General features: G+C 68.1%; 18 protein-coding genes and 2 tRNA genes. 3 read left to right on the top strand and 17 right to left on the bottom strand.

Going from position 1 to position 20,378, the window contains the following annotated elements; all coding sequences use genetic code 11:
* Position 1: 1 nt before the first annotated feature.
* From ASPU41_RS18450 to leuC, 5 genes are all read right to left on the bottom strand, one after another.
* Complete coding sequence (locus tag ASPU41_RS18450) at positions 2 to 1,054, bottom strand: NAD(P)H-dependent glycerol-3-phosphate dehydrogenase (RefSeq protein ID WP_069952147.1); 1,053 nt, start codon at positions 1,052 to 1,054, stop codon at positions 2 to 4.
* The gene (locus ASPU41_RS18455) at positions 1,051 to 1,887 is read right to left on the bottom strand and encodes a lysophospholipid acyltransferase family protein (RefSeq protein ID WP_083266612.1); all 837 of its coding nucleotides are present in this window, start codon (positions 1,885 to 1,887) and stop codon (positions 1,051 to 1,053) included. The genes ASPU41_RS18450 and ASPU41_RS18455 overlap by 4 nt, the downstream gene beginning before the upstream one ends.
* Before the next feature lie 11 nt (positions 1,888 to 1,898).
* Positions 1,899 to 3,224 carry a UDP-N-acetylglucosamine 1-carboxyvinyltransferase gene (gene murA / locus ASPU41_RS18460; protein ID WP_069952148.1) on the bottom strand — a complete coding sequence of 442 codons (1,326 nt, stop codon included), beginning with the start codon at positions 3,222 to 3,224 and terminating at the stop codon, positions 1,899 to 1,901.
* A 248-nt stretch (positions 3,225 to 3,472) separates the two neighbouring features.
* Positions 3,473 to 4,075, bottom strand: a complete 603-nt coding sequence (leuD, locus tag ASPU41_RS18465; protein WP_069952149.1) for a 3-isopropylmalate dehydratase small subunit — start codon at positions 4,073 to 4,075, stop codon at positions 3,473 to 3,475.
* A 69-nt stretch (positions 4,076 to 4,144) separates the two neighbouring features.
* Positions 4,145 to 5,599, bottom strand: coding sequence for a 3-isopropylmalate dehydratase large subunit (leuC, locus tag ASPU41_RS18470; protein ID WP_069952150.1), 1,455 nt, complete (start codon positions 5,597 to 5,599; stop codon positions 4,145 to 4,147).
* 125 nt (positions 5,600 to 5,724) lie between these two features.
* Here leuC and ASPU41_RS18475 point away from each other — a divergent pair, with 125 nt between their 5' ends.
* Both ASPU41_RS18475 and ASPU41_RS18480 read left to right on the top strand, forming a co-directional pair.
* Positions 5,725 to 6,444: an IclR family transcriptional regulator gene (locus ASPU41_RS18475; protein WP_069952151.1), complete on the top strand. Its 720-nt coding sequence runs from the start codon at positions 5,725 to 5,727 to the stop codon at positions 6,442 to 6,444.
* A 17-nt stretch (positions 6,445 to 6,461) separates the two neighbouring features.
* Positions 6,462 to 7,001 carry a DUF1697 domain-containing protein gene (locus ASPU41_RS18480; RefSeq protein WP_069952152.1) on the top strand — a complete coding sequence of 180 codons (540 nt, stop codon included), beginning with the start codon at positions 6,462 to 6,464 and terminating at the stop codon, positions 6,999 to 7,001.
* Here ASPU41_RS18480 and ASPU41_RS18485 read toward each other — a convergent pair.
* The 4 genes from ASPU41_RS18485 to ASPU41_RS18500 form a co-directional block, all read right to left on the bottom strand.
* Entirely contained in the window at positions 6,993 to 8,609 is a 1,617-nt protein-coding gene (locus ASPU41_RS18485; RefSeq protein WP_069952153.1) for a GTPase, read from the bottom strand. The two genes, ASPU41_RS18480 and ASPU41_RS18485, sit on opposite strands and share 9 nt — an antisense overlap.
* A complete protein-coding gene (locus ASPU41_RS18490) occupies positions 8,606 to 10,393 on the bottom strand; it encodes a dynamin family protein (RefSeq protein ID WP_083266613.1) in 1,788 nt (595 codons plus the stop codon). Before ASPU41_RS18490 ends, ASPU41_RS18485 begins: the two co-directional genes overlap by 4 nt.
* Before the next feature lie 56 nt (positions 10,394 to 10,449).
* Positions 10,450 to 10,522 (bottom strand) — tRNA-Glu (locus ASPU41_RS18495).
* 130 nt (positions 10,523 to 10,652) lie between these two features.
* A tRNA-Gln gene (locus ASPU41_RS18500) sits at positions 10,653 to 10,724 on the bottom strand.
* 332 nt (positions 10,725 to 11,056) lie between these two features.
* Here ASPU41_RS18500 and ASPU41_RS18505 point away from each other — a divergent pair.
* Positions 11,057 to 12,463 carry a hypothetical protein gene (locus tag ASPU41_RS18505; RefSeq protein WP_069952154.1) on the top strand — a complete coding sequence of 469 codons (1,407 nt, stop codon included), beginning with the start codon at positions 11,057 to 11,059 and terminating at the stop codon, positions 12,461 to 12,463.
* Here the strand turns inward: ASPU41_RS18505 and ASPU41_RS18510 are convergent.
* The 8 genes from ASPU41_RS18510 to ASPU41_RS18545 form a co-directional block, all read right to left on the bottom strand.
* Complete coding sequence (locus ASPU41_RS18510) at positions 12,460 to 13,224, bottom strand: HAD family hydrolase (protein WP_069952155.1); 765 nt, start codon at positions 13,222 to 13,224, stop codon at positions 12,460 to 12,462. The two genes, ASPU41_RS18505 and ASPU41_RS18510, sit on opposite strands and share 4 nt — an antisense overlap.
* Positions 13,224 to 14,756, bottom strand: a complete 1,533-nt coding sequence (gltX, locus tag ASPU41_RS18515; RefSeq protein ID WP_069952156.1) for a glutamate--tRNA ligase — start codon at positions 14,754 to 14,756, stop codon at positions 13,224 to 13,226. The genes ASPU41_RS18510 and gltX overlap by 1 nt, the downstream gene beginning before the upstream one ends.
* Before the next feature lie 131 nt (positions 14,757 to 14,887).
* Entirely contained in the window at positions 14,888 to 15,664 is a 777-nt protein-coding gene (locus tag ASPU41_RS18520; protein ID WP_069952157.1) for a fumarylacetoacetate hydrolase family protein, read from the bottom strand.
* A gap of 27 nt (positions 15,665 to 15,691) precedes the next feature.
* On the bottom strand, positions 15,692 to 16,465 hold the full coding sequence (locus ASPU41_RS18525) for an MBL fold metallo-hydrolase (RefSeq protein ID WP_069952804.1): 774 nt from the start codon (positions 16,463 to 16,465) through the stop codon (positions 15,692 to 15,694).
* 51 nt (positions 16,466 to 16,516) lie between these two features.
* A complete protein-coding gene (locus tag ASPU41_RS18530) occupies positions 16,517 to 16,891 on the bottom strand; it encodes a DUF1304 family protein (protein WP_069952158.1) in 375 nt (124 codons plus the stop codon).
* A gap of 137 nt (positions 16,892 to 17,028) precedes the next feature.
* Positions 17,029 to 18,141, bottom strand: a complete 1,113-nt coding sequence (locus ASPU41_RS18535; protein WP_069952159.1) for a branched-chain amino acid aminotransferase — start codon at positions 18,139 to 18,141, stop codon at positions 17,029 to 17,031.
* 126 nt (positions 18,142 to 18,267) lie between these two features.
* Complete coding sequence (locus ASPU41_RS18540) at positions 18,268 to 19,320, bottom strand: 3-isopropylmalate dehydrogenase (protein WP_069952160.1); 1,053 nt, start codon at positions 19,318 to 19,320, stop codon at positions 18,268 to 18,270.
* A gap of 214 nt (positions 19,321 to 19,534) precedes the next feature.
* Positions 19,535 to 20,293: a class F sortase gene (locus tag ASPU41_RS18545; protein WP_069952161.1), complete on the bottom strand. Its 759-nt coding sequence runs from the start codon at positions 20,291 to 20,293 to the stop codon at positions 19,535 to 19,537.
* Between the last annotated feature and the right edge of the window lie 85 nt (positions 20,294 to 20,378).

Consider the following 20,378-nt stretch of genomic DNA (forward strand, 5'->3'; position numbering starts at 1 on the left):
CTCAGTAATCGCCTTCAGGTTTCAGGTCCCGGGACAGCAGGAGCGGTCCCAGTTCGTCGACGGACAGTTTTCCGGCCAGCACGGCAACGACCGCCGCGGTGATGGGCATCTCGACTCCGAGCTTGCCGGCCAGCTCCTGGACGGCCTGGGCGGATTTAATGCCCTCGGCCGTCTGCGTCATTTCGGCGGTGACCTCGTCCAGGGTCATGCCTTTGCCCAGCAGCCGTCCGGCCGTGTGGTTCCGGGACAGCGGCGAGGAACACGTCGCCACGAGGTCACCCAGGCCGGCCAGTCCGGCCATCGTCCGGGCCTCGCCGCCCAGGGCCAAAGACAGCCGGGAGGTCTCGGCGAGGCCGCGCGTGATTACCGAGGCCTTGGTGTTGTCACCCATCTGCTTGCCTTCGCAAATGCCGACGGCCAGGGCAATGATGTTCTTGACGATCCCGCCGATTTCGACGCCGACAACGTCGCCGGTGGTGTACGGGCGGAAGTACGGGGCGGTGCAGCTCCGCGCGATCCAGCCGGCCGCGATCGGGTCGGAGCAGGCCACGACAGAGGCGGTGGGCTCCTCCCGTGCGATCTCCATGGCCAGGTTGGGTCCAGAGACCACGGCGATCCGGTTGGCGGGAATGCCGAGTTCCTCGGAGATGACTTCGCTCATCCGGGCGTCGGAGTGCAGCTCAAGTCCCTTCATCAGGGAAACCACCAGGGCGCCGGGCGCCAGGAGGTTCTTCCATTGGCGCAGCTGCGGCCGCAGGCTCTGGGCCGGAACGGCCAGGACCACGAGCTCGGCGCCGGCAAGGACCTCGGCGACGTCGGTGGACGCGGTGATGCTGGGCGGGAGGGCAATGTCCTTGAGGTACTGCTCATTCCGGTGCTTCAAGTTGATCTGGTCAACGACTTCGCCGCGGCGGCCCCAAAGCCGGATGTCGCGTTCGACGCCGGAGGCCGCGGCTGCGTCGGCGAGGACCTTCGCGAAGGTGGTCCCCCAGGACCCTGCTCCCAGCACTGCCACCGTGGCAGCGGAGGATGCCGCACCGAGGTCGCTGGTCATTTGGCGCCGTCCGAGCCGGCGGCAGTTCCGGCGTCGGAGGTCCCGGCGTCGGGCGGACCGCCCGCAGTAGCGCTGCCGGTGGCACCGGCGGTGCCGCCCTGATCGATGAAGCGGCCGTGCGTGGGCTGGTTGTGGGCCGAAGGGTCCCAGCGGACCAGAGGGGGCTGTCCGCCGCGGAGGGTGGCCAGGAGTTCAGTGATGGCTTCCATGATCACGTTGGTCGCTTCGGTGAGAGTGGCCTTGTCCAGCGGGCGTCCGGCGAAAGCGCTGAGGTCCACGGGATCGCCCACAACCAGGCGGGAAGTCTTGCGCGGAAAGATGTGAACCCTTTTGGCGTAGCGGGGCAACACCTCGTGGGCTCCCCAGTGTGCCATCGGGACCACGGGGATACCGCTTTCCAGCGCCATGCGCGCCGCTCCGGTGTGCCCCTTCATCGGCCACAGTTCGGGATCCCGGGTCAGCGTACCCTCGGGGTAGATAATGATGGCCCCGCCCCCGTCCACCACCTCCTTGGCGATCTGCAGCGAGCGGTTGGCGCCCGCCGTCGAGCGTTCCACCGGGACCTGTTTGGTCGCTCGCAGCACGGCTCCCAGGACGGGCACCTTGAACAGTCCGGCCTTCGCCAGGAAACGCGGCATCCGCTTCTGGTTGTAGAGCATGTGCGCCACCACCAGCGGATCGATTTCGGTGCAGTGATTGGGTGTTGCGATGAAGCCGCCGGCGGGAAGCTTCTCCAGGCCGATCCATTCCTTCCGCATCAGGAGGTTCATGACGGGCCGGACAATCCCGGCGACAATGACAAAGGTGATGCGGCTCGTGGCCGTTTCCTTCACTGGTTCCCCCGCTACTTGGCCGAGGTGATGTCGAAATCGGCGCCCAGGCCCGCGAGCTTTTCGGTAAAGCGCTCGTAGCCGCGGTTGATGATGTCGATTCCGGTGACCCGCGAGGTGCCGTTGGCGGCCAGGGCCGCGATCAGGTGACTGAATCCGCCACGCAGGTCCGGGACGTCAATGTCGGTCCCGGTCAGCTGGGTGGGGCCGGAAATCACGGCTGAATGCAGGAAGTTGCGCTGGCCGAACCGGCACGGCACACTGCCGAGGCATTCGCGGTGGACCTGGATGTTGGCTCCCATCCGGATCAGGGCCTCCGTGAAGCCGAAGCGGTTCTCGTACACGGTTTCGTGGACGATGGACACACCTTCGGCCTGCGTCAGGGCCACAATCAGCGGCTGCTGCCAGTCGGTCATGAAGCCGGGGTGCACATCCGTTTCCAGGACCAGCGGGTTGAGCTTGCCGCCCTTGTGGTAGAACCGGATGCCGGCGTCGCCGATGTCCATCCCGCCGCCGACCTTGCGGTAGGTGTTCAGAAAGGTCATCATGTCGCGCTGGGTGGCGCCTTCGACGAAGATGTCGCCGCGGGTGACCAGCGCCGCGGAGGCCCAGGACGCCGATTCGTTGCGGTCCGAGAGGGCGCGGTGGTTGTAGCCGCCGAGGTCCGGGACGCCCTCGATGCGGATGGTGCGGTCCGTCTGGACGCTGATGATGGCGCCCATCTTCTGCAGCACCGCGATGAGGTCGACAATTTCCGGTTCGGTGGCCGCGCCGGAGAGTTCAGTGATGCCCTCGGCCCTCGTGGCGCTTAGCAGCACCTGCTCGGTGGCACCGACCGAGGGGTACGGCAGGGAAATCTTTGCACCCTTGAGCCCTCCGGGGGCGGAGATGTGGATGCCGCCGGGACGCTTTTCCACCACGGCGCCGAACTGCCGCAGCACGTTCAGGTGGTAGTCGATCGGGCGGTCGCCGATCTTGCAGCCGCCCAGGTCCGGGATGAAGGCCTCGCCGATTGCGTGGATCAAGGGTCCGCACAGCAGGATCGGGATGCGGGAATCGCCGGCGTGCGCGTCGATCGCCGTGTGGGAGGCCGTCTTCGCGTTGGTCGGGTCGAGGGTCAGGTCCCCGGTGACGGGGTCTTTCTCGACGGTGACGCCGTGGAGCTGGAGCAGGCTGGTGACAACCTCGACGTCCTTGATTTCGGGGACGTTGCGCAGCACGGACGGCTCGTTGCCCAGCAGGGCAGCCACCATGGCTTTGGGGACAAGATTCTTGGCCCCCCGCACGGTGACGCGGCCAGTTAGCGGGACGCCTCCGCGGATTGTCAGAACACTACTCATTTACCGGTTTCCTCACGACTACTCGCCCCCAAATCCTTACAAAGGCACCAGCTAAGCATAGGAGCTAGCGTTACCGATCTGAAATACGGCGCGCGCCGGGCCTGTCGCCGCCGTCCCGGCCGCCGCCGTCGAAAACCCAAAAACGCGGGGTCACTTGCGGCCGGTCCCAACGTGCGGACGGGCGGTAAGTGACCCCGCGTTGCGGTAGGGGTTGCGGTGGGGCTCGAGGGTCAGGACTGCTGGAACAGCTAGGACAGTTTGGCCGGCAGGGTTTTGGGCATAAACGACGGCCTGGTGGCCTCGAAGGCGGTGATGTCTGCCTCATGCTTGAGGGTCAGCCCGATGTCGTCCAGACCCTCGAGGAGGCGCCAGCGGGTGTAGTCGTCAATCTCAAACGGCGCCACGATGTTGCCGCACTGGACGGTCTTGGACACGAGGTCGACGGTGACTGCGGTGCCGGGGGCGTTCTCCAGCTCCTTCCAGATGAGTTCGATGTCGTCCTGGGCCAGTTCGGCGGCGAGCAGGCCCTGCTTGCCGGAGTTGCCCCGGAAGATGTCGGCGAAACGGGAGGACAGCACGGTCTTGAAGCCATAGTCCTTGAGCGCCCAGACGGCGTGCTCGCGGGAGGAACCGGTGCCGAAGTCAGGTCCGGCAACGAGCACGGAGCCCGCATTGAACGGTTCCTGGTTCAGGATGAACGCCGGGTCCTTGCGCCAGGCCGCGAACAGCGCGTCTTCGAAGCCGGTCCGGGTGATGCGCTTGAGGTAAACGGCCGGGATGATCTGGTCCGTGTCGACGTTGCTCTGGCGCAGCGGGACGCCGATTCCGGTGTGGGTGGTGAACTTTTCCATGGCGGATCCTTCTAGGCTGTGTGGATCTGAGCGGTGCGGGTCTGGGCTGTGTGGATTCGCGCAGGCCCGTTAGGCTGCGTCGGAACGGAGCGCGGCGGACTCCGGAGCGGGGTCCAGGTCCGAGGGCGAGCTCAGGGTGCCGCGCACCGCCGTCGCCGCTGCCACAACCGGGGAGACCAGGTGGGTGCGTCCGCCCTTGCCCTGGCGGCCCTCGAAGTTGCGGTTCGAGGTGGAGGCGCAGCGCTCCCCGGGTTCGAGCTGGTCCGGGTTCATGCCCAGGCACATGGAGCAGCCGGCGAAGCGCCATTCGGCGCCGAAGTCCTTGAAGACCTTGTCCAGGCCCTCGGCCTCGGCTTCGAGCCGGACGCGGGCGGAACCGGGCACCACGAGCATCCGGATGTTGGGGTCCTTGGTACGGCCGCGGACGATGTCCGCGGCCGCACGGAGGTCCTCCATCCGGGAGTTGGTGCAGGAGCCCAGGAAGACCGTGTCCACCCGGATGTCCTTCATCGGGGTGCCGGCTTCCAGCCCCATGTACTGCAGCGCGCGTTCCGCGGCGGCCTTGGCGTTCTCGTCGCCGATGTCCTCGGGCGAGGGCACCTTGGCGGAGAGGGACACGCCCTGGCCCGGGTTGGTCCCCCAGGTCACGAACGGTTCCAGGGTGTCGGCGTCGAGGTCCACCTCGACGTCGAACGTCGCGTCGTCCTCGGTGCGCAGGGTGTTCCAGTACTCGACGGCGGCATCCCATTCGGCGCCCTGCGGGGCGTGCGGGCGGCCGAACATGTAGTCGTAGGTGGTCTGGTCCGGTGCGACGAGTCCGGCGCGGGCGCCGGCTTCGATGGACATGTTGCAGATGGTCATCCGGGCTTCCATGGACAGCGCACGGATCGCGGAGCCGCGGTACTCGAGCACGTAGCCCTGTCCGCCGCCGGTGCCGATTTTGGCGATCACGGCCAGGATGATGTCCTTGGCGGAAACGCCCGGCCGCAGGGTGCCCTCGACGTTGATGGCCATGGTCTTGAAGGGCTTCAGCGACAGCGTCTGGGTGGCCATAACGTGCTCGACCTCGGAGGTGCCGATGCCCATCGCGAGGGCGCCGAACGCGCCGTGGGTGGAGGTGTGCGAGTCGCCGCAGACCACGGTCATGCCGGGCTGGGTGAGGCCCAGCTGCGGGCCCACGACGTGGACGATCCCCTGCTCGGCGTCGCCCAGCGAGTGCAGCCGGACACCGAATTCCTGGCAGTTGTTGCGCAGCGTCTGGATCTGTGTGCGGCTGGTGAGATCGGCAATTGGTTTGTCGATGTCCAGCGTGGGAGTGTTGTGGTCCTCGGTGGCAATGGTGAGGTCCGGCCGGCGCAGCGGGCGCCCGGCCAGCCGAAGGCCCTCAAAGGCCTGCGGAGAGGTCACCTCGTGCACCAGGTGGAGGTCGATGAAGAGAAGGTCGGGCTGGGCGTTGGCTCCTTCGCCGTCGCCTTTGCGCACCACGTGCGCGTCCCAGACTTTCTCGGCCAGTGTCTTTGCCACGGCCTTCTCCCTTCACTGCGGTGTTCGTACTTGCCGGCTTGTTTGTCTCCACTGAATCAGCACCCACGTGTAATGCGCCAGCGGGTTGACTTGCATCTCAGATAATGAGACGGCAATATCATTACATGGACAATTCTAGTGGCGTCGGTGTCATCGATAAAGCGGCCCATGTGCTTGACGCACTTGAGGCCGGGCCCACCACCCTGGCACAGCTTGTCGCTGCCACGGGACTGGCGCGGCCCACCGTGCACCGGCTGGCCCTGGCGCTGGTCCATCACCGGCTGGTCAGCCGGGACATCCAGGGCCGTTTTGTGCTCGGTAGCCGCCTGGTTGAGCTCGCCTCCGCCGCCGGCGAGGACCGCCTGATCGCCTCCGCCGGACCGGTCCTGATGCAGCTGCGTGATGCCACCGGTGAGAGCGCCCAAATCTTCCGCCGGCAGGGTGAGTGGCGCGTCTGCGTGGCCTCCGCCGAACGCCCCATCGGCCTCCGGGACACCATTCCGGTCGGCACCCAGTTGTCGATGAAGGCCGGCTCCGCGGCCCAGGTGCTCCTGGCCTGGGAGGACCACGACCGGCTCCTGGAAGGCCTGCAGGCCGCCCGGTTCACCCCCACCGTCCTGGCCGGGGTTCGACGGCGGGGCTGGGGCCAGAGCCTGGGCGAGCGCGAGCCGGGGGTGGCGTCCGTTTCTGCCCCCGTGCGCGGCCCCTCCGGCCGGGTAATCGCCGCGGTCTCGATCTCGGGGCCGATTGAACGCCTGACCCGCCAGCCGGGCCGGCTGCACGCCGAAGTGGTCTGCAACGCGGCCCGTGTGCTGACCGAGGCCCTGCGCAAGACCAACGACTGACGGCATAGGCTGTCCGCATGAGCAGCTATGCGGTGTTCCTGCGCGGGGTCAACGTCGGCGGCATCACCATCAGGATGGCCGACCTCAGGCAAGCCCTGGAGCCCCGTCCGTTTTCGGGCGTGAAGACGCTCCTGGCAAGCGGAAATGTCGTGCTTTCGAGCGAACTGTCCCCGGCCGGCGTTAAGAAGGAATTCGAGGAGTGCCTCCGGGAGGCCTTCGGCTATGACGCCTGGGTCGTGGTCCTGGCGGCGGACCGGGTGGGCGAACTGGTGGCGGCGTGCCCCTACCCCGCGGACGACACCTCAACGCACACTTACCTCACCCTCGGCTCGGACACCGAGGTGCTCGATGAGCTGTATCAGGCAGGCACCGCCTTGGGCGGAGCTGAGCTGACGCGGCTGGGGCCCGAAGCCCTGGCGTGGCTGGCGCCGGCCGGCGGCACCCTGGACAGCCCGTTCAGCAAGCTGGCCTCGAAGCCGAAGTACAAGGCCTCCACCACCACACGCAACCTGCGCACCATGGTCAAGGTCCGCGACGCCGCAGTCCGCTCAGCGTGACGCCGCCTGCAGGGCCTTGTGGAAAGAAGCCAGCCGGCTGACCTCCAGCTCCACAGGCTCCACCACCAAATCCTCCGCTACGGCCGCGACGGAGGCCTTGAGCCGTTTCCGTGCAGCCGCGCCCCGTGCCCGGGCGGCCGCACCCGTGATGAACTTTGCCAGGACGGCCAGGACAATCCCGAGCAGCGCTCCGCCGGCGATCATCACGGTCGGCACCGGCCAGCCCTCCACCAGCGGCACCGGGGGAACGGAAAGCTGCAGGTAGCCCAGCGCCGCCAGGACGCCGAGCCATGCGAAGCCCCCGAGGGCGGTCAGCAGTGCCAGCCACTGCACGATGTTGAAACCCGCCCACCACCAGGCCTTGCTGCCTGCCTTCAGCTCCGTGGAGGCGATGGCCTGGTCGAGGGCGTCCGGCAGCTGCTCACGGCCGTCGCGGGCGGCACCGCGGATCACCGCACGCCAGGGGCCGGGGGCGCCGTCGGACGCTGCGTCAGCAAATTCCCGGACGGCGGCATCCGTGCGGGCCCGCTCCGGGGCACCCGCCGGCGGCAGCGAGGTGCGGTTGAGTTCCGCCCGGGCGCCCTCCCGGCGCAGGTTCAGGCGCCTCAGCGGATCGGGCCGGAAGCGGACCAGCCACCGCGTCACCGGCCAGCCGGTGCGGCGGGCCGACTCCAGCTGATAGGACCGGACAACGGCCTCCACCACGAGCGGGACGTTCGCGGCAACGGACAGCTCCTCGGCTAGCCTGGCTTTTGACGCTGCTTTGACCCCGGCCGATTCCCCCTGCCCGGACGCCTCAGCGAGCCGGGCCGCGGCCCGTGTGACGTCCGCGCCGAGGCGCTGGGACTGGGCCTGCCGCTGCGAAGCCACCTGGCGGATGGCGGCCCGGACCTTGTCCACACCGGTCCCCACCACGGCGGAGGCGCCAATGACCTGCACCTTGCTTAGCCCGTCCCGCGCCAGAATTGCCTTGAGCGACTCCAGCACCGGGGCGATCTCATGGGCGGCCAGCCTGTCGATCTGGTTCAGCACGACCAGGGTGACGGCACCGTGGGAGGCCAGCGGGGTGAGGAAATCGTTGTGCACCGCCGCGTCGGCATACTTCTGTGGATCGAGCACCCAGACGAGGACGTCAACGAGTCCCACCATCCGCTCCACGATCTCGCGGTTGGCGGCGCGGGTGGAGTCGAAGTCGGGAAGGTCCAGGAGGATCAGGCCCGTGCCTTCATCCGCGAAACCGGGTACCGGGGAGGCGTGGTGCCGGTTCCGGACTGCCAGCCAGTCCAGCAGCTCATCGCTGCCCGCAGCTCCCCAGATACCGGCCAGCGGCTCCGAGGTCGTGGGCCGCCGCGCGGCCGCCGTCGCGATTTCCGCCCCGCTGACGGCGTTGAAGAGCGAGGACTTTCCGCTGCCGGTGGCCCCGAAGAAGCCGACGACGGTGTGGTCTGCCGAGAGGGAACGCCGGGAACTGGCCCGGTCGAGCACCTGGAGGACGCCGTCCAGAACGTCCTCCGGGAGCGCTCCGGCGGCCAGTTCGCGCGCCTCGTTCAGGGCCTCAAGCCTGCGGTCCAGCCGGGAGGCCTCGGCGGCGGCGCCATGGCGGCTCATACGGAGGCCGCCAGCCGGCGGAGCGACGCGGCATGGCCGGCGAGCACCGCAGGAGGGACCCCACCGGAAATTTCAAGCCGGGCCAGGAAACGCTGCTGCTCGGCCTCGAGCAGGCGCTGGCAGCGGGCGTGGAGATCCTCACGGGCGGTCCTGGCCAGCCGGCGCACGGCGTCCTCGCCGAACACCGCTTCCAGCAGCCGCTGTCCGGCGACGGCGGTGCCGCCAGCGATGCCGACCTCCAGGCCGGTCAGCCCGGCGGTCATGGAGAACACCACAATCATCAGGGCAGCGCCGAGGCCGTTAATGCCGAAGGACAGCCAGCGGGCCTGGGTGCGCCTGCCCTGGCCTTCGGTCCGGATCAGTTCCATCAGGCTCCCCTGCCATGCCCGGATCTCGGCAGCGGCTTTCTCCGCAAAGCCTTCGGAGGTCCCCGAGAGGTCGTCGCTGCCCAGCAGCTGGCGGCCGGCCGGATCGGAGCGCCAGCGTCCGTCTGTGGCTTCGGCTGCGTTGGCGGCCTCATCGATAATGACGGCCTGCAGGCCGCTTTCGATCGCCGTCTCCACCCGCACGGCCGGCGCCGGTTCGCCACGGAAGAAGGCTCCGACCCTGTCGCGGAAGCGGCCAACGTTCTGTTCCATCGCCCGGAAGAACTCGCCGGTGCCCACAAAGTCCTGCCAGCGGGCCAGGACCTCACCCCGGAGGAGGGCGCCGTCACGGGTGGCCTCAAGGATCCTGGCTACGGCGTCCCGGTAGGCGTCCCGGGCGTCCCCGGCAAGGACCTCGGCCGCATGTTCCTGGGCAACGGCGGCCTGCGCCACGGTCTCGACGCGGTTCCCCAGGGCCTTGACGGTCCCGTTCAATGTCCGTCTGGCGATGTCGGCGCGCCCGGCAGCGTCGGCGGCGAGTTCCTGCAGCCAGAGCCGCAACGGCCCGACGGCGGCGGGCGGAAGCATCCCGAACCCGTCCAGGACCGCCTCGGGTACAACGAAGAGGCGGGCCCCGCCCAGGCCTTCCCTGCTGAGCATGGACTGCAGGTCGGCGCTGACCTCGGCCTCAGCGGCGGCCGGGACCCGGTCCAGCACCACCGCCACGGTAATGTCCCGGGAGGCAGCGTCCAGCAGCAGTCGCCACGGGACGGCGTCGGCATAACGGTTGGCGGTGGTGACGAAGACCCACAGGTCTGCGGCGGCCAGCAGCTGGCCGGCGAGCTTGCGGTTGTCAGCGGAGATGGAGTCGACGTCGGGGGCGTCCAGCAGGGCGATTCCCTGCGGCACGGCCGGATCGGCGACCAGCACCAGCGAGGTGATCGCTGCCGCGTCCGGGGTGGGACCGGCCTGGCTGGCCGGCAACGGCTCACGGTTCACCGTGCCGCGGATCCGGCTTAGGCTCGGCAGGACCCGCTGGTCCTCAAACCAGCGCCCATCGGCGGGGTGATGCAGCAGGATCGGCTGGCGTGTGGTGGGCCGGATTGCACCGGCCCGGGTGACGGCGTGCCCGACGAGTCCGTTGACCAGGGTCGATTTCCCGGCGCCGGTGGACCCGCCCACGACGGCCAGCAGGGGCGCGTCCAGGCTGCGGTAGCGCGGCAGGATGTAGTCCTCGAGCTGGGCGAGGGCGTTGCGGATGTCCCGCCGGGCTTCCTCCGAGCCGGGAAGCGCCAGCGGCAGTGCGGTGGCAGCCAGGTCGCGATGGACGGCTTCCAGCAGTTCAACGGCCTGGCCGCGGGATTCTTCGGAACTCACCGAATCATCATGCCAGTTCCGGGGCAGCCGGTTCCGCGCCATGGGAGGGGGAACAACGAAAAACGGCCCCGGGCTGATGCCCGGGACCGTCTCATTTGTGACCCCAGCGGGATTCGAACCCGCGTTACCGCCGTGAGAGGGCAGCGTACTAGGCCGCTATACGATGGGGCCGCGTACTCTCCAGAACGGCATTGCTGCCATTCGCGCTAAGCGATTATTTCATACACTCAGCAAGTGTTTCAAATCGTTGAGCCGATTCAAAACCCCTGATCAGCCGCCGAAATCCGCGGATTTTTCAGAGCTGGGATACCAGGACTCGAACCTAGAATGACGGTACCAGAAACCGTAGTGTTGCCAATTACACCATATCCCAATGGAACTTTCGGGCCGGATTCCCGGGTCTAAACCCGCGCTCCCGGCGCCTCAGCACGAGTAATTACTTTACCCGAGAGTTTTCATCCGCACAAATCGGCCAGCTCTGGGCCCCGTGGACGGGCCTCCGCATCGCCGGGCACACCCCCGACAACGGAAACCCTTGCCAATCCGGCCTCAACAAGTTTACGCTCGGTAAGTTACCAGCGAGTAACCAACCCTCCCCCGGTCCGCTGCGGGCAGCGGCGCGGAATTTTCCGGCTGTTAGCTGCATCACAGCCCGGGGCCGGCAGCAAAGCCGCTGCCGGTAACCACCGTCGAGAGGAACCATCCGTGACACAGAGTCGTGCCGCCACCAGCAAGACCCGCTCCCGTAGCCAGCAGATCGCCATCGCCATTCTTGCCCTGCTGCTCATCGCCCTTCTGGGGTTCTACACGCTCGTGACCGGCCGGATTACGGATGGTTCTGCCCGGCTCAAGGAAGGCGCCGGGCAAGCCTCCGCCGGAGCCGCCCAGCTGAAAGATGGTGCCGGCAAGCTCGCCACGGGCGCCGGACAGGCGGACACCGGTGCCGGCAAGCTTTCCGACGGGGCCGAAAAGGTCCATGCGGGGATCAGCCAGAAGCTGGCCCCTGGCGCCGAGAAGCTCCAGGCCGGTGCGGACCAGCTGTCCGCGGGTGCCGTGAAGATTGAAACCGATGTCAACAACAAACTGGCTCCCGGCGTCTACAAGGTCGACGTCGGCGCGCAGAAGCTTGCCGCTGGGGCTGCGCAGCTCTCAGCTGCCCTGTCCCCCACTGCCGGGGGCAACGCGGAGAACAACCTGGCCGACGGCGCCACGCAGCTTGATGCGGGCGCGGCCCGGCTGGCTCAAGGGTCCGGCGAGCTGGCGGCAGGGACGGTCCAGCTCAAGGGCTACCGGGGCGCCAACAACGACCCGGCAGCCGGGACCGGAACCGCGGCCCTGGCGCAGGCCCTCGAACTGTTGCAGGCTGCCGCCTCGGATCCCGTGCAGGGCCTGGTGCCGCTGGCCGCGGTCAAGGACAAGATCGCCAAAATCACTGCCGGCGCCCTGAAGCTGGACGCGGGAGCCTCCCAGCTGCAGACCGGTGCGGGCAGCCTGCAGGCGGGCGCGGGGCAGCTCCACGCGGGGACCGGCCAGTTGACTGCAGGGTTTGGGACCCTGGCCAACAAGCTCAACAGCCGGGACCCCAACCAGCCCGGCGTGGTCCTCGGCACCGAACTTCTGGCCGACGGAACGTCGAAGATCCGGACGGGCATGGACGGCGTTCCGGGCGACCCCGCCCGCCCGGGGCTCATCAAGGCTGCGGCGAGAATGACCGAAGGCAGTGCCCGGCTTGTGGAGGGCACCGTGGCCCTGAACGCGGGCATCAAGGGTGATCCGGCGGACCCGGCCAATCCGGGCCTGTTGAACGGATCCCTGGCCCTCGCATCGGGCGCCTCCGAGCTCTCGGCCGGCAACACCAAACTGGCGTCCGGTTCCACGCAGCTGTCCACAGGGGCGGACAAACTGGCCGACGGCAACGCCCGGATTGCCGAGGGCACCGGCACTCTGCACTCGAGCGCGGCGGCCGTCTCGCCATCGAACATGGTCGGCCCGTCCGACGCAGCCCTGGCCCTCGGAATGGTCAGCGTGCTGGGCCTCGGCTCGCTCGCAACCTTTCTGGTGCTGCGGACCCGTCGGGCGGCGCAGGCCGGCGCAGCGCCGGCGGACAGTTAGGCCAGCAGCTCCAGCAGCGAACCGATTTCGCGGCCGGCAAAGCCCGGGGCCGGTTCCCCGCCGCGGTTCAGCCAGACACCCAGGAGCCCTGCCGCCGTCGAGCCGTCCGCGTCGAGGAGCCTGTTGTCCCCCACGTAGAGCGTTTCGCCGGCGCCGGTGCCGAGGCGGCGGACGCCCTCCAGGTAGATGGCCGGATCCGGCTTCGCCGCGCCCACGGTGTCCGTGCCCACCAGGACACTGATGCGTTCCAGCCCGGCGGCGTCCAGCTTGACCCGCTGGTAGTCGTGGACGTTGTTGCTCACGGCGCCGTAGGGGATGCCGGCGGTATCCAGCGCGTCGAGCATCGGGATGACGTCGTCGAAGGCGCGGATGTAGCCGTGCTGCCGGCTGGCGTAGGAGCTGACCCAGTGGTGTGACTGCTCGCCCTCCTCCAGTTCCACGCCGAAGTGCCCCAGGGCGGCACGGCCCCGGAGCAGCCGCTGCTCGTTGAAGCTCAGTTCCCCGGCCAGGTAGCGGTCGTAGAAGTGGGTGGTCTCGCGGGTGAAGATCCGCCCGAACTTCTCCCACCCGGCCTCATCGAGGCCGGGCAGGAGATGTTCGCTGACGTCGCGGAGCGCCGACGTCATGGAGAACTCAAGGTCCACGAGCGTGTCGTCGATGTCGAACAGCACACCGCGGATACCGCCCAGGCCGGCGGCCAGCGCGCTGGTGCGGGCCTCGGGCCGGCTGCCGGGCCTGCTGCCGGACTGCAGGGCAGTCATCAGCCGCGGAAGGCGCGCAGCCGGGCCAGGGACGAGTCCTTGCCCAGGATCACCATGGATTCGAACAGCGGCGGGGAGATCCGGCGGCCGGAGATGGCCGTGCGGACCGGGCCGAAGGCAAGCCGCGGCTTGACCCCGAGTCCCTCCACGAGGGCCTCCTTGAGGGCGGCCTGGATGCCCTCGGCGTTCCAGTCTGGAAGCGGTTCCAGGGCGGACAGGGCGGCATCGAGCACTTCGGTGAGGTTCTCCGGAAGCCCCTTGCGGGCGTCGTCGGCGACGTCGATCGCGTCGTCGTTCTTGAACAGGAAGGCGAGCAGTTCGGGGGCCTCGCCCAGCAGCGAGATGCGCTCCTGGATCAGCGGGGCCGCCTCGGCGAGGATCTCCTCCTGGCGTTCGGTCAGGGTGTCGCCGACGAAACCGGCGGTGCGCAGGTACGGGACGAGACGGCCGCGGAAGTCCTCGGCGTCGAGCATCCGGATGTGCGTGCCGTTGATGGCCTCGGCCTTCTTGATGTCGAAGCGGGCCGGGTTGGCGAGCACGTCGTTGACGTCGAAGTGCTCGATCAGCTGGTCCACGGTGAAGATGTCCTCGTCGGCGGAGAGGCTCCAGCCGAGCAGGGAGAGGTAGTTGAGCAGGCCCTCCGGGATGAAGCCGCGGTCCCGGAGCAGGAACAGGTTGGACTGCGGGTCACGCTTGGAGAGCTTCTTGTTCCCCTCCCCCATGACATAGGGCAGGTGTCCGAAGACCGGCAGGTAGCTGGCTACGCCGATGTCCATCAGCGCGCGGATCAGCACCACCTGGCGGGGCGTGGAGGAGAGCAGATCCTCGCCGCGGAGCACGTGGGTGATGCCCATAAGGGCGTCGTCCACGGGGTTGACCAGGGTGTAGAGCGGGGAGCCGTCTGCGCGGACGATCACGTAGTCCGGAATGCTGCCGGCCTTGAACGTGATGTCGCCGCGGACCATGTCGGTGAAGGTGACATCCGTATCCGGCATCCGCACGCGCAGCACGGGCTTGCGGCCCTCGGACTGGAACGCGGCCAGCTGCTCCGCGGAGAGCTCGCGGTCGAAGTTGTCATAGCCCAGCTTGGGGTCGCGGCCGGCGGTGCGGTGGCGGGCCTCAACTTCTTCCGGGGAGGAGTAGCACTCATAGGCGTAGCCGGCCTCGATCAGCTTGGCGACGACGTCCTTGTACAGGTCCAGGCGCTGGGACTGGCGGTACGGCTCGTGCGGTCCGCCGACCTCGACGCCTTCTTCCCAGGTGATGCCGAGCCATTTCAGGGCCTCGAGCAGCTGCTGGTAGCTCTCTTCCGAGTCTCGCGCCGCGTCGGTGTCCTCGATGCGGAACACGAAGGTGCCCTTGGTGTGGCGGGCGTGGGCCCAGTTGAACAGGGCCGTGCGGATCAGGCCGACGTGCGGGGTGCCGGTGGGTGACGGGCAGAAGCGGACACGGACCGGGGTGTCGGCGGTGACTTCGCTGGTCACGGAGGGGGCGGAGCTGGAGACGGCGTCGGGCGCGGAGGGAGTAGTCATAGTGGTACCAACATTACCAACCCCCATCCCGGCCGGACGCCCGGGGTTTCCGCTGCGAAAACGGACAGCCGCACCGTGGATCCACGGGGCGGCTGTCCGAAACCGGAGCTGTTTCTTTGTGGCGTTTCGCCCTAGCGGCGAACGACCGGGTTGGAAAGGCGGCCGATTCCCTCGATCTCGACCTCAAAGCGGTCACCGGCCTGGACGAGTCCGACGCCGGCCGGAGTGCCGGTCATGATGACGTCGCCGGGCAGCAGGGTGAAGGCCTGCGAGACGATGGCGACGAGTTCGCGGACGCCGCGGATCATCTGGCTGGTGCTTCCGTCCTGGCGCAGTTCACCATTCAGCCGGCCCTGGATCCGCAGGTCCTCGGTGTTCAGTTCGGTCTCGATCCACGGTCCCAGCGGCGCGGAGGTGTCGAAGCCCTTGGCCCGGGCCCATTGCAGGTCGGTCTTCTGGACGTCGCGGGCGGTGAGGTCGTTGCCGCAGGTGTAGCCGAAGATAACGTCATCGACGCGCTCCTCCGGGACGTCCTTGCAGATCCGGCCGATCACAACGCAGAGTTCGGCTTCGAAGGAGACTTCCTCGGAGAACTCCGGCAGGACGATGGGATCGTTGGGCCCGATCACCGAGGTGTTGGGCTTCAGGAAGAGCAGCGGCTGCTTCGGGATTTCATTGCCGAGTTCCTGGGCGTGTTCGACGAAGTTGCGGCCGACGCCGATGACTTTGCTGCGCGGGATGATCGGAGCGAGCAGCCGCACGTCCTCCAGCTTGTGCCGGACGGCGGTTCGTTCCACGCCGTGAAAGAAGGGGTCGCCGTTGATGACAGTGACTTCCTCACTGCCGGGCTCACCTTCAACAATGCCGTAGAGGGGATCAGAATCGACAACAAACCGGGCGATACGCATGGCTCCAAGCGTACCGTCTCCGCCGGGCTAGGCCGTGCCGCTGTCCAGGCGCAGGTAGTGCAGCTGGGCCGCCACGGAGAGTTCAGCCGCAGGCCGCACGGCGGGATCGACTGCGGCGTAGACGGCGTCGGCCACCTCGGTCACCTGCGCCCCAGCGCCGAGGCTCGACAGCGCGGAGCGGATCTGCGCCAGGCGGTCCTCGCGGTGGTTCCGGTAGGCACGGACGATCGTGTCAAGGGCGGGCAGCATCGGCCCGTGGGCCGGGAGGACGGTCGAGGCGCCCAGGCTTTCCAGCCGGTCCAGCGAGGCCAGGTAGTCACCCAGGGTGCCATCCGGGTAGTCCAGGACCGTGGTTCCGAGTCCGAGGATCGTGTCGCCGGTAAGGACCGACCCGTGGGCGCCATCGTGCGGCAGGTGGAAGCAGACCGAGTCCGAGGTGTGGCCCGGCGTCGCCAGCACCCTGATTTCCGCCCCGGCAGCGTGGATGACTTCGCCGTCCACAAGCGGGCTGCCCCCATGGCAGTGGGCGGGATCCATGGCGCGCACGGGTGCCCCGGTCAATTCGGCGAACCTGGCTGCGGCGGCGGTGTGGTCGGCATGCCGGTGCGTAATCAGGATGAGTTCAACGGCGCCGGCCCGGGCCAGTTCCTGCAGGTGCGGCTCATCCAGGGGACCCGGATCAACCACGACGGTGCCGGCGGCGCCCGGGGCGCAAATCACGTAGGAGTTGGTCCCGTGCAGGCTCATCGGCCCGGGATTGGGCGCAAGCCTGAAACGGGTCAACTCTGTGCTGCGCACCATGGCGCGGGGGTCATCCGGGATCACAGTTCCATCTTCCCACCGAAGCGGCGCTCACACGAGCAGCATTGCTGCAATGACCGCCGGAAGGAGTGCCTCGGCGATGGCGCTCGCCCACAGCCGCCGCTCGGACAGCACCAGAATGATGCCCAGCAGCACATGGCCCAGGCAGGTGAAAAGCAGCAGCGTCCGCCCGGCCGCCGGCTCCGGACCCGCCAGCAGCACCGCGCCGACGATCGCGCCCGCTCCCCAGATCATGTTGTAGAAACCCAGGTTAAAGGTCCACATCCGCACGGCGTCCGTGTCCTCGGGCCTGATCAGGAACAGCCGGTGGAGGCGCTGGTCCCGGAAGAAGAAGGACTCGAGGATCCCGACGAGGATCAGCAGAATCCCGAACGCCACACCCAGAACCTGAATGAGTCCAGTCATGGGCAATATTGTGCCCGCGCGTCCGGGGTGCCGCCAAGGACTTCCGGCCGGTCAAATCTCAAGCCAACGACGACGGCGGCCCGCACCGGAAGGTGCGGGCCGCCGTCGGGCGCTGCCTGATGCCGAGGCGCTACGTTCTAGGCCAGCCGGGTCAGCCAGCCGTGGATGTCCTCAACGGCTCCGGTCTGGATGCCGAGGAGCTGCTCGCGGATGATCATGGTGGTCTCCCCCGCCTTCGCGTCCTCGGAGCCGATGAACTCGGTGTCGTCCTTGAGCACGCCGATCGGTGTGATGACGGCGGCGGTTCCGCAGGCGAAGACCTCGGCGACCTCGCCGGAGGCCACACCGTCGCGCCATTCATCCAGCGTGATCTTGCGTTCGGTAACCTCGCGGCCCATGTCCCTGGCAACCTGGATGACGGACATCCTGGTGATGCCCTCCAGGATGGTTCCGCTCAACGCGGGGGTGACCAGCGAGCCGTCCTTCATCACGAAGAACACGTTCATGCCGCCCAGCTCTTCGACGGCGTTGTCATTGAACTGGTCGAGGAAGAGCACCTGCTTGCAGCCGTGGGCCTCGGCTTCCTGCTGCGCGATCAGCGAAGCGGCGTAGTTGCCGCCGCACTTCGCGGCTCCGGTTCCGCCGCGGCCGGCGCGGGCGTATTCGCGGGAGATCCAGATGGAGACCGGCTTGAGCTCCCCGCCGAAGTAGTTGCCAACCGGGGAGGCGATGACGCGGAAGGTGACTTCGCGGGCGGCACGGACGCCCAGGAAGGCCTCGGTGGCGATCATGAACGGCCGCAGGTAGAGAGCTTCGCCGTCGCCGGAGGGCACCCATTCCCGGTCCACCGAGACAAGCTCGCGGATGGCACCGACGAAGTACTCTTCCGGGAGTTCGGGGAGCGCGAGCCGGCGGGCCGACTTGTTCAGGCGTGCGGCGTTGGCCTCGGGGCGGAACGTCCAGATGGAACCGTCGGCGTGGCGGTAGGCCTTGAGTCCTTCGAAGATTTCCTGGCCGTAGTGGAGCACTGCAGCGGAGGGGTCCAGGGAAATGGGGCCGTAGGCCTCAATGCGGGCATCGTGCCAGCCTCCCTTGCCCTCGGCATCGACGCTGTAGTCGACGATGGCGGTGTGGTCGGTGAAATAGTTGCCGAAACCCGGGTTCGCCAGGATGGCAGCACGTTCTTCAGCGGACTTCGGGGTTGCCGAAAGCCTCTGGGTGAATTCGACGCCATGGGCAGTCTGAGTCATGGTTCCTCCACGGTCGGCTGCCTGGCATGTGAACGTGGTTCAGCGGCGGACCACGGCAGCATATTGGTGATTCGAAACAAGCTTACGCCCGTTGGCGGACCCTCCAGCGCGGCGCCGGGGAGGGACCTACAGGGCGGCGGCGATGGCGTCGCCGATCGCGCTGGTGCTGCGGAGCGCAGCGCTGCGGCCTGCGATGTCGGCAACGACGGCGGCTTCAATCTTGCGGGCCGCGGCGCCGTAGCCAAGGTGGTCCAGCAGGAGCGCGGCGGAGAGGATGGCCGCGGTGGGGTCCGCCTTCTGCTGGCCGGCGATGTCCGGTGCGGAGCCGTGTACGGGTTCGAACATGGACGGCGCGGTGCGTTCCATGTTGATGTTTCCGGACGCGGCCAGGCCGATACCTCCGGTGACCGCAGCGGCCAGGTCGGTGATGATGTCGCCGAAGAGGTTGTCCGTGACGATCACGTCGAAGCGGGCCGGATCGGTGACCATAAAAATGGTGGCGGCATCGATGTGCAGGTAGTCATGGCTTACCTCGGGGAATTCCCGGGCCACGGCCTCCACGGTGCGCTTCCAGAGGTGCCCGGCGAAGACCAGGACGTTGTGCTTGTGGACAAGGGTGACCTTCTTGCGCGGCCGGTCGTTGGCGCGGCGGAAGGCGTCCCGGACGACCCGTTCCACGCCGTGGGCGGTGTTGAGTGAAACCTCGGTGGCGACCTCGTGCGGGGTGCCGGCGCGCAGGGTGCCGCCGTTGCCAACGTACGGGCCCTCGGTGCCCTCGCGGACCACGATGAAGTCGATCTCCCCGGGGTTGGCGAGCGGGCTGGCGACGCCCGGGTACAGGCGGGACGGGCGCAGGTTGACGAAGTGGTCCAGGCTGAAACGCAGCTTGAGCAGCAATTCACGCTCGATGATGCCGGACGGGATCCTGGTGTCGCCGGGGGCTGCCCCGACCGCTCCGAAGAGGATGGCGTCGCGGGTGCGGAGGTCAGCGAGGGTTTCCGCCGGCAGGGTCTCGCCCGTTTCCAGCCAGTGCTGGGCGCCCAGCTTGTAGTGGGTCTGCTGCAGGACGATGCCCTCGGCCGCGGCCGCCTTCTCAAGGACCTTCAGGGCTTCGGCCGTGACCTCGGGGCCGATGCCGTCGCCGGGAATAACAGCCAGGTCAATCGTGGATGCGCTCATGTTTTCAGCGTAGCCAAGAGATCCACATGCTGGTCAAGTCGTCTCATTATTCGAACAGCCGTTCTTCCTGCCTCCGGCGTCTCCCGTGGCTCCCACTCCTCCATCCCGCCGAGGTGACATTTCACGCCCATGTCGCCGCGTGCGATGGGCGCCAAGTCTCACCTGGGCGTCTGCGCGGCCGGGGGCAGGCAGTTGCGCGCGGGTGCCGGGTGGATCACGGTCCGCGGGCCGGCGTGGCGACCACCACGACGTTCTTTCCCCAGGGATCCTCCGTGTAGCAGCTGATCAGCACCAGGCGGTTGGGCACGGCATCCCAGACCGGGCTGTCCTTCAATGTGGCCTTTGTGTAGGTCGTGACCGAGTCCACCACGTAGGCGAGTTCACCCGTCGCCGTGGCGACGGTGAGGGTGCCGCCCGGGACGGCCGCCGAGCTCAAGTGGTTGAACGGCGCGTCCAGGCCCTCCCAGCTGTGGCCGATGACGTAGGTCGTGTTCTCGGAGCCGGCCCCGGGGGTGCCAAAGGGGGTGAGCCAGTAGCCGTCCATCGTTTCCGGTGGCACGATGCTCCGGCTTTCGGCATCGCCGGTGTCCAGCGCCAGGGGGTGGACCACGACATCCATGCCCGCTGCCGGGTAGGTGATGCGCTGCGGGACGGACGCCGCGGGGCCCTGGGCCCCCGGGACCGCAGCCGGCGCGGGCTCCGCGGGCGGAACCAGCCCGGCACTGTTCCCGCTCGGGTCAATGGCGCCGGACGGCGGCGGCTGCGTGCCGGACGCACTGGTCAGGGACTTGGATGCCGCCGGCTCCTGGCCGTAGGCGGGCTGACCGTGCGCCGGACCGGATGCTGCGTAGAACAGCCAGGCGGTGATGATTCCCAGCACGCAGAGGGCCAGGATGAGCATGTCCCTCGGAGAGAGCGCCGGGCCACGGATACCGGGTTCCCGGCGCCGGCCGATCTGAGGGTGGCTGCCCATGGGTGCTCCTGTTGACGTGACTGCGCTGTGTGAAGGAAAAAGTGAAGGGCGGGTGCTGCCATGCAGCGCCCGCCCCCCGTGCTGC

It is taken from the genome of Arthrobacter sp. U41 (assembly GCF_001750145.1).
GTDB lineage: Bacteria > Actinomycetota > Actinomycetes > Actinomycetales > Micrococcaceae > Arthrobacter.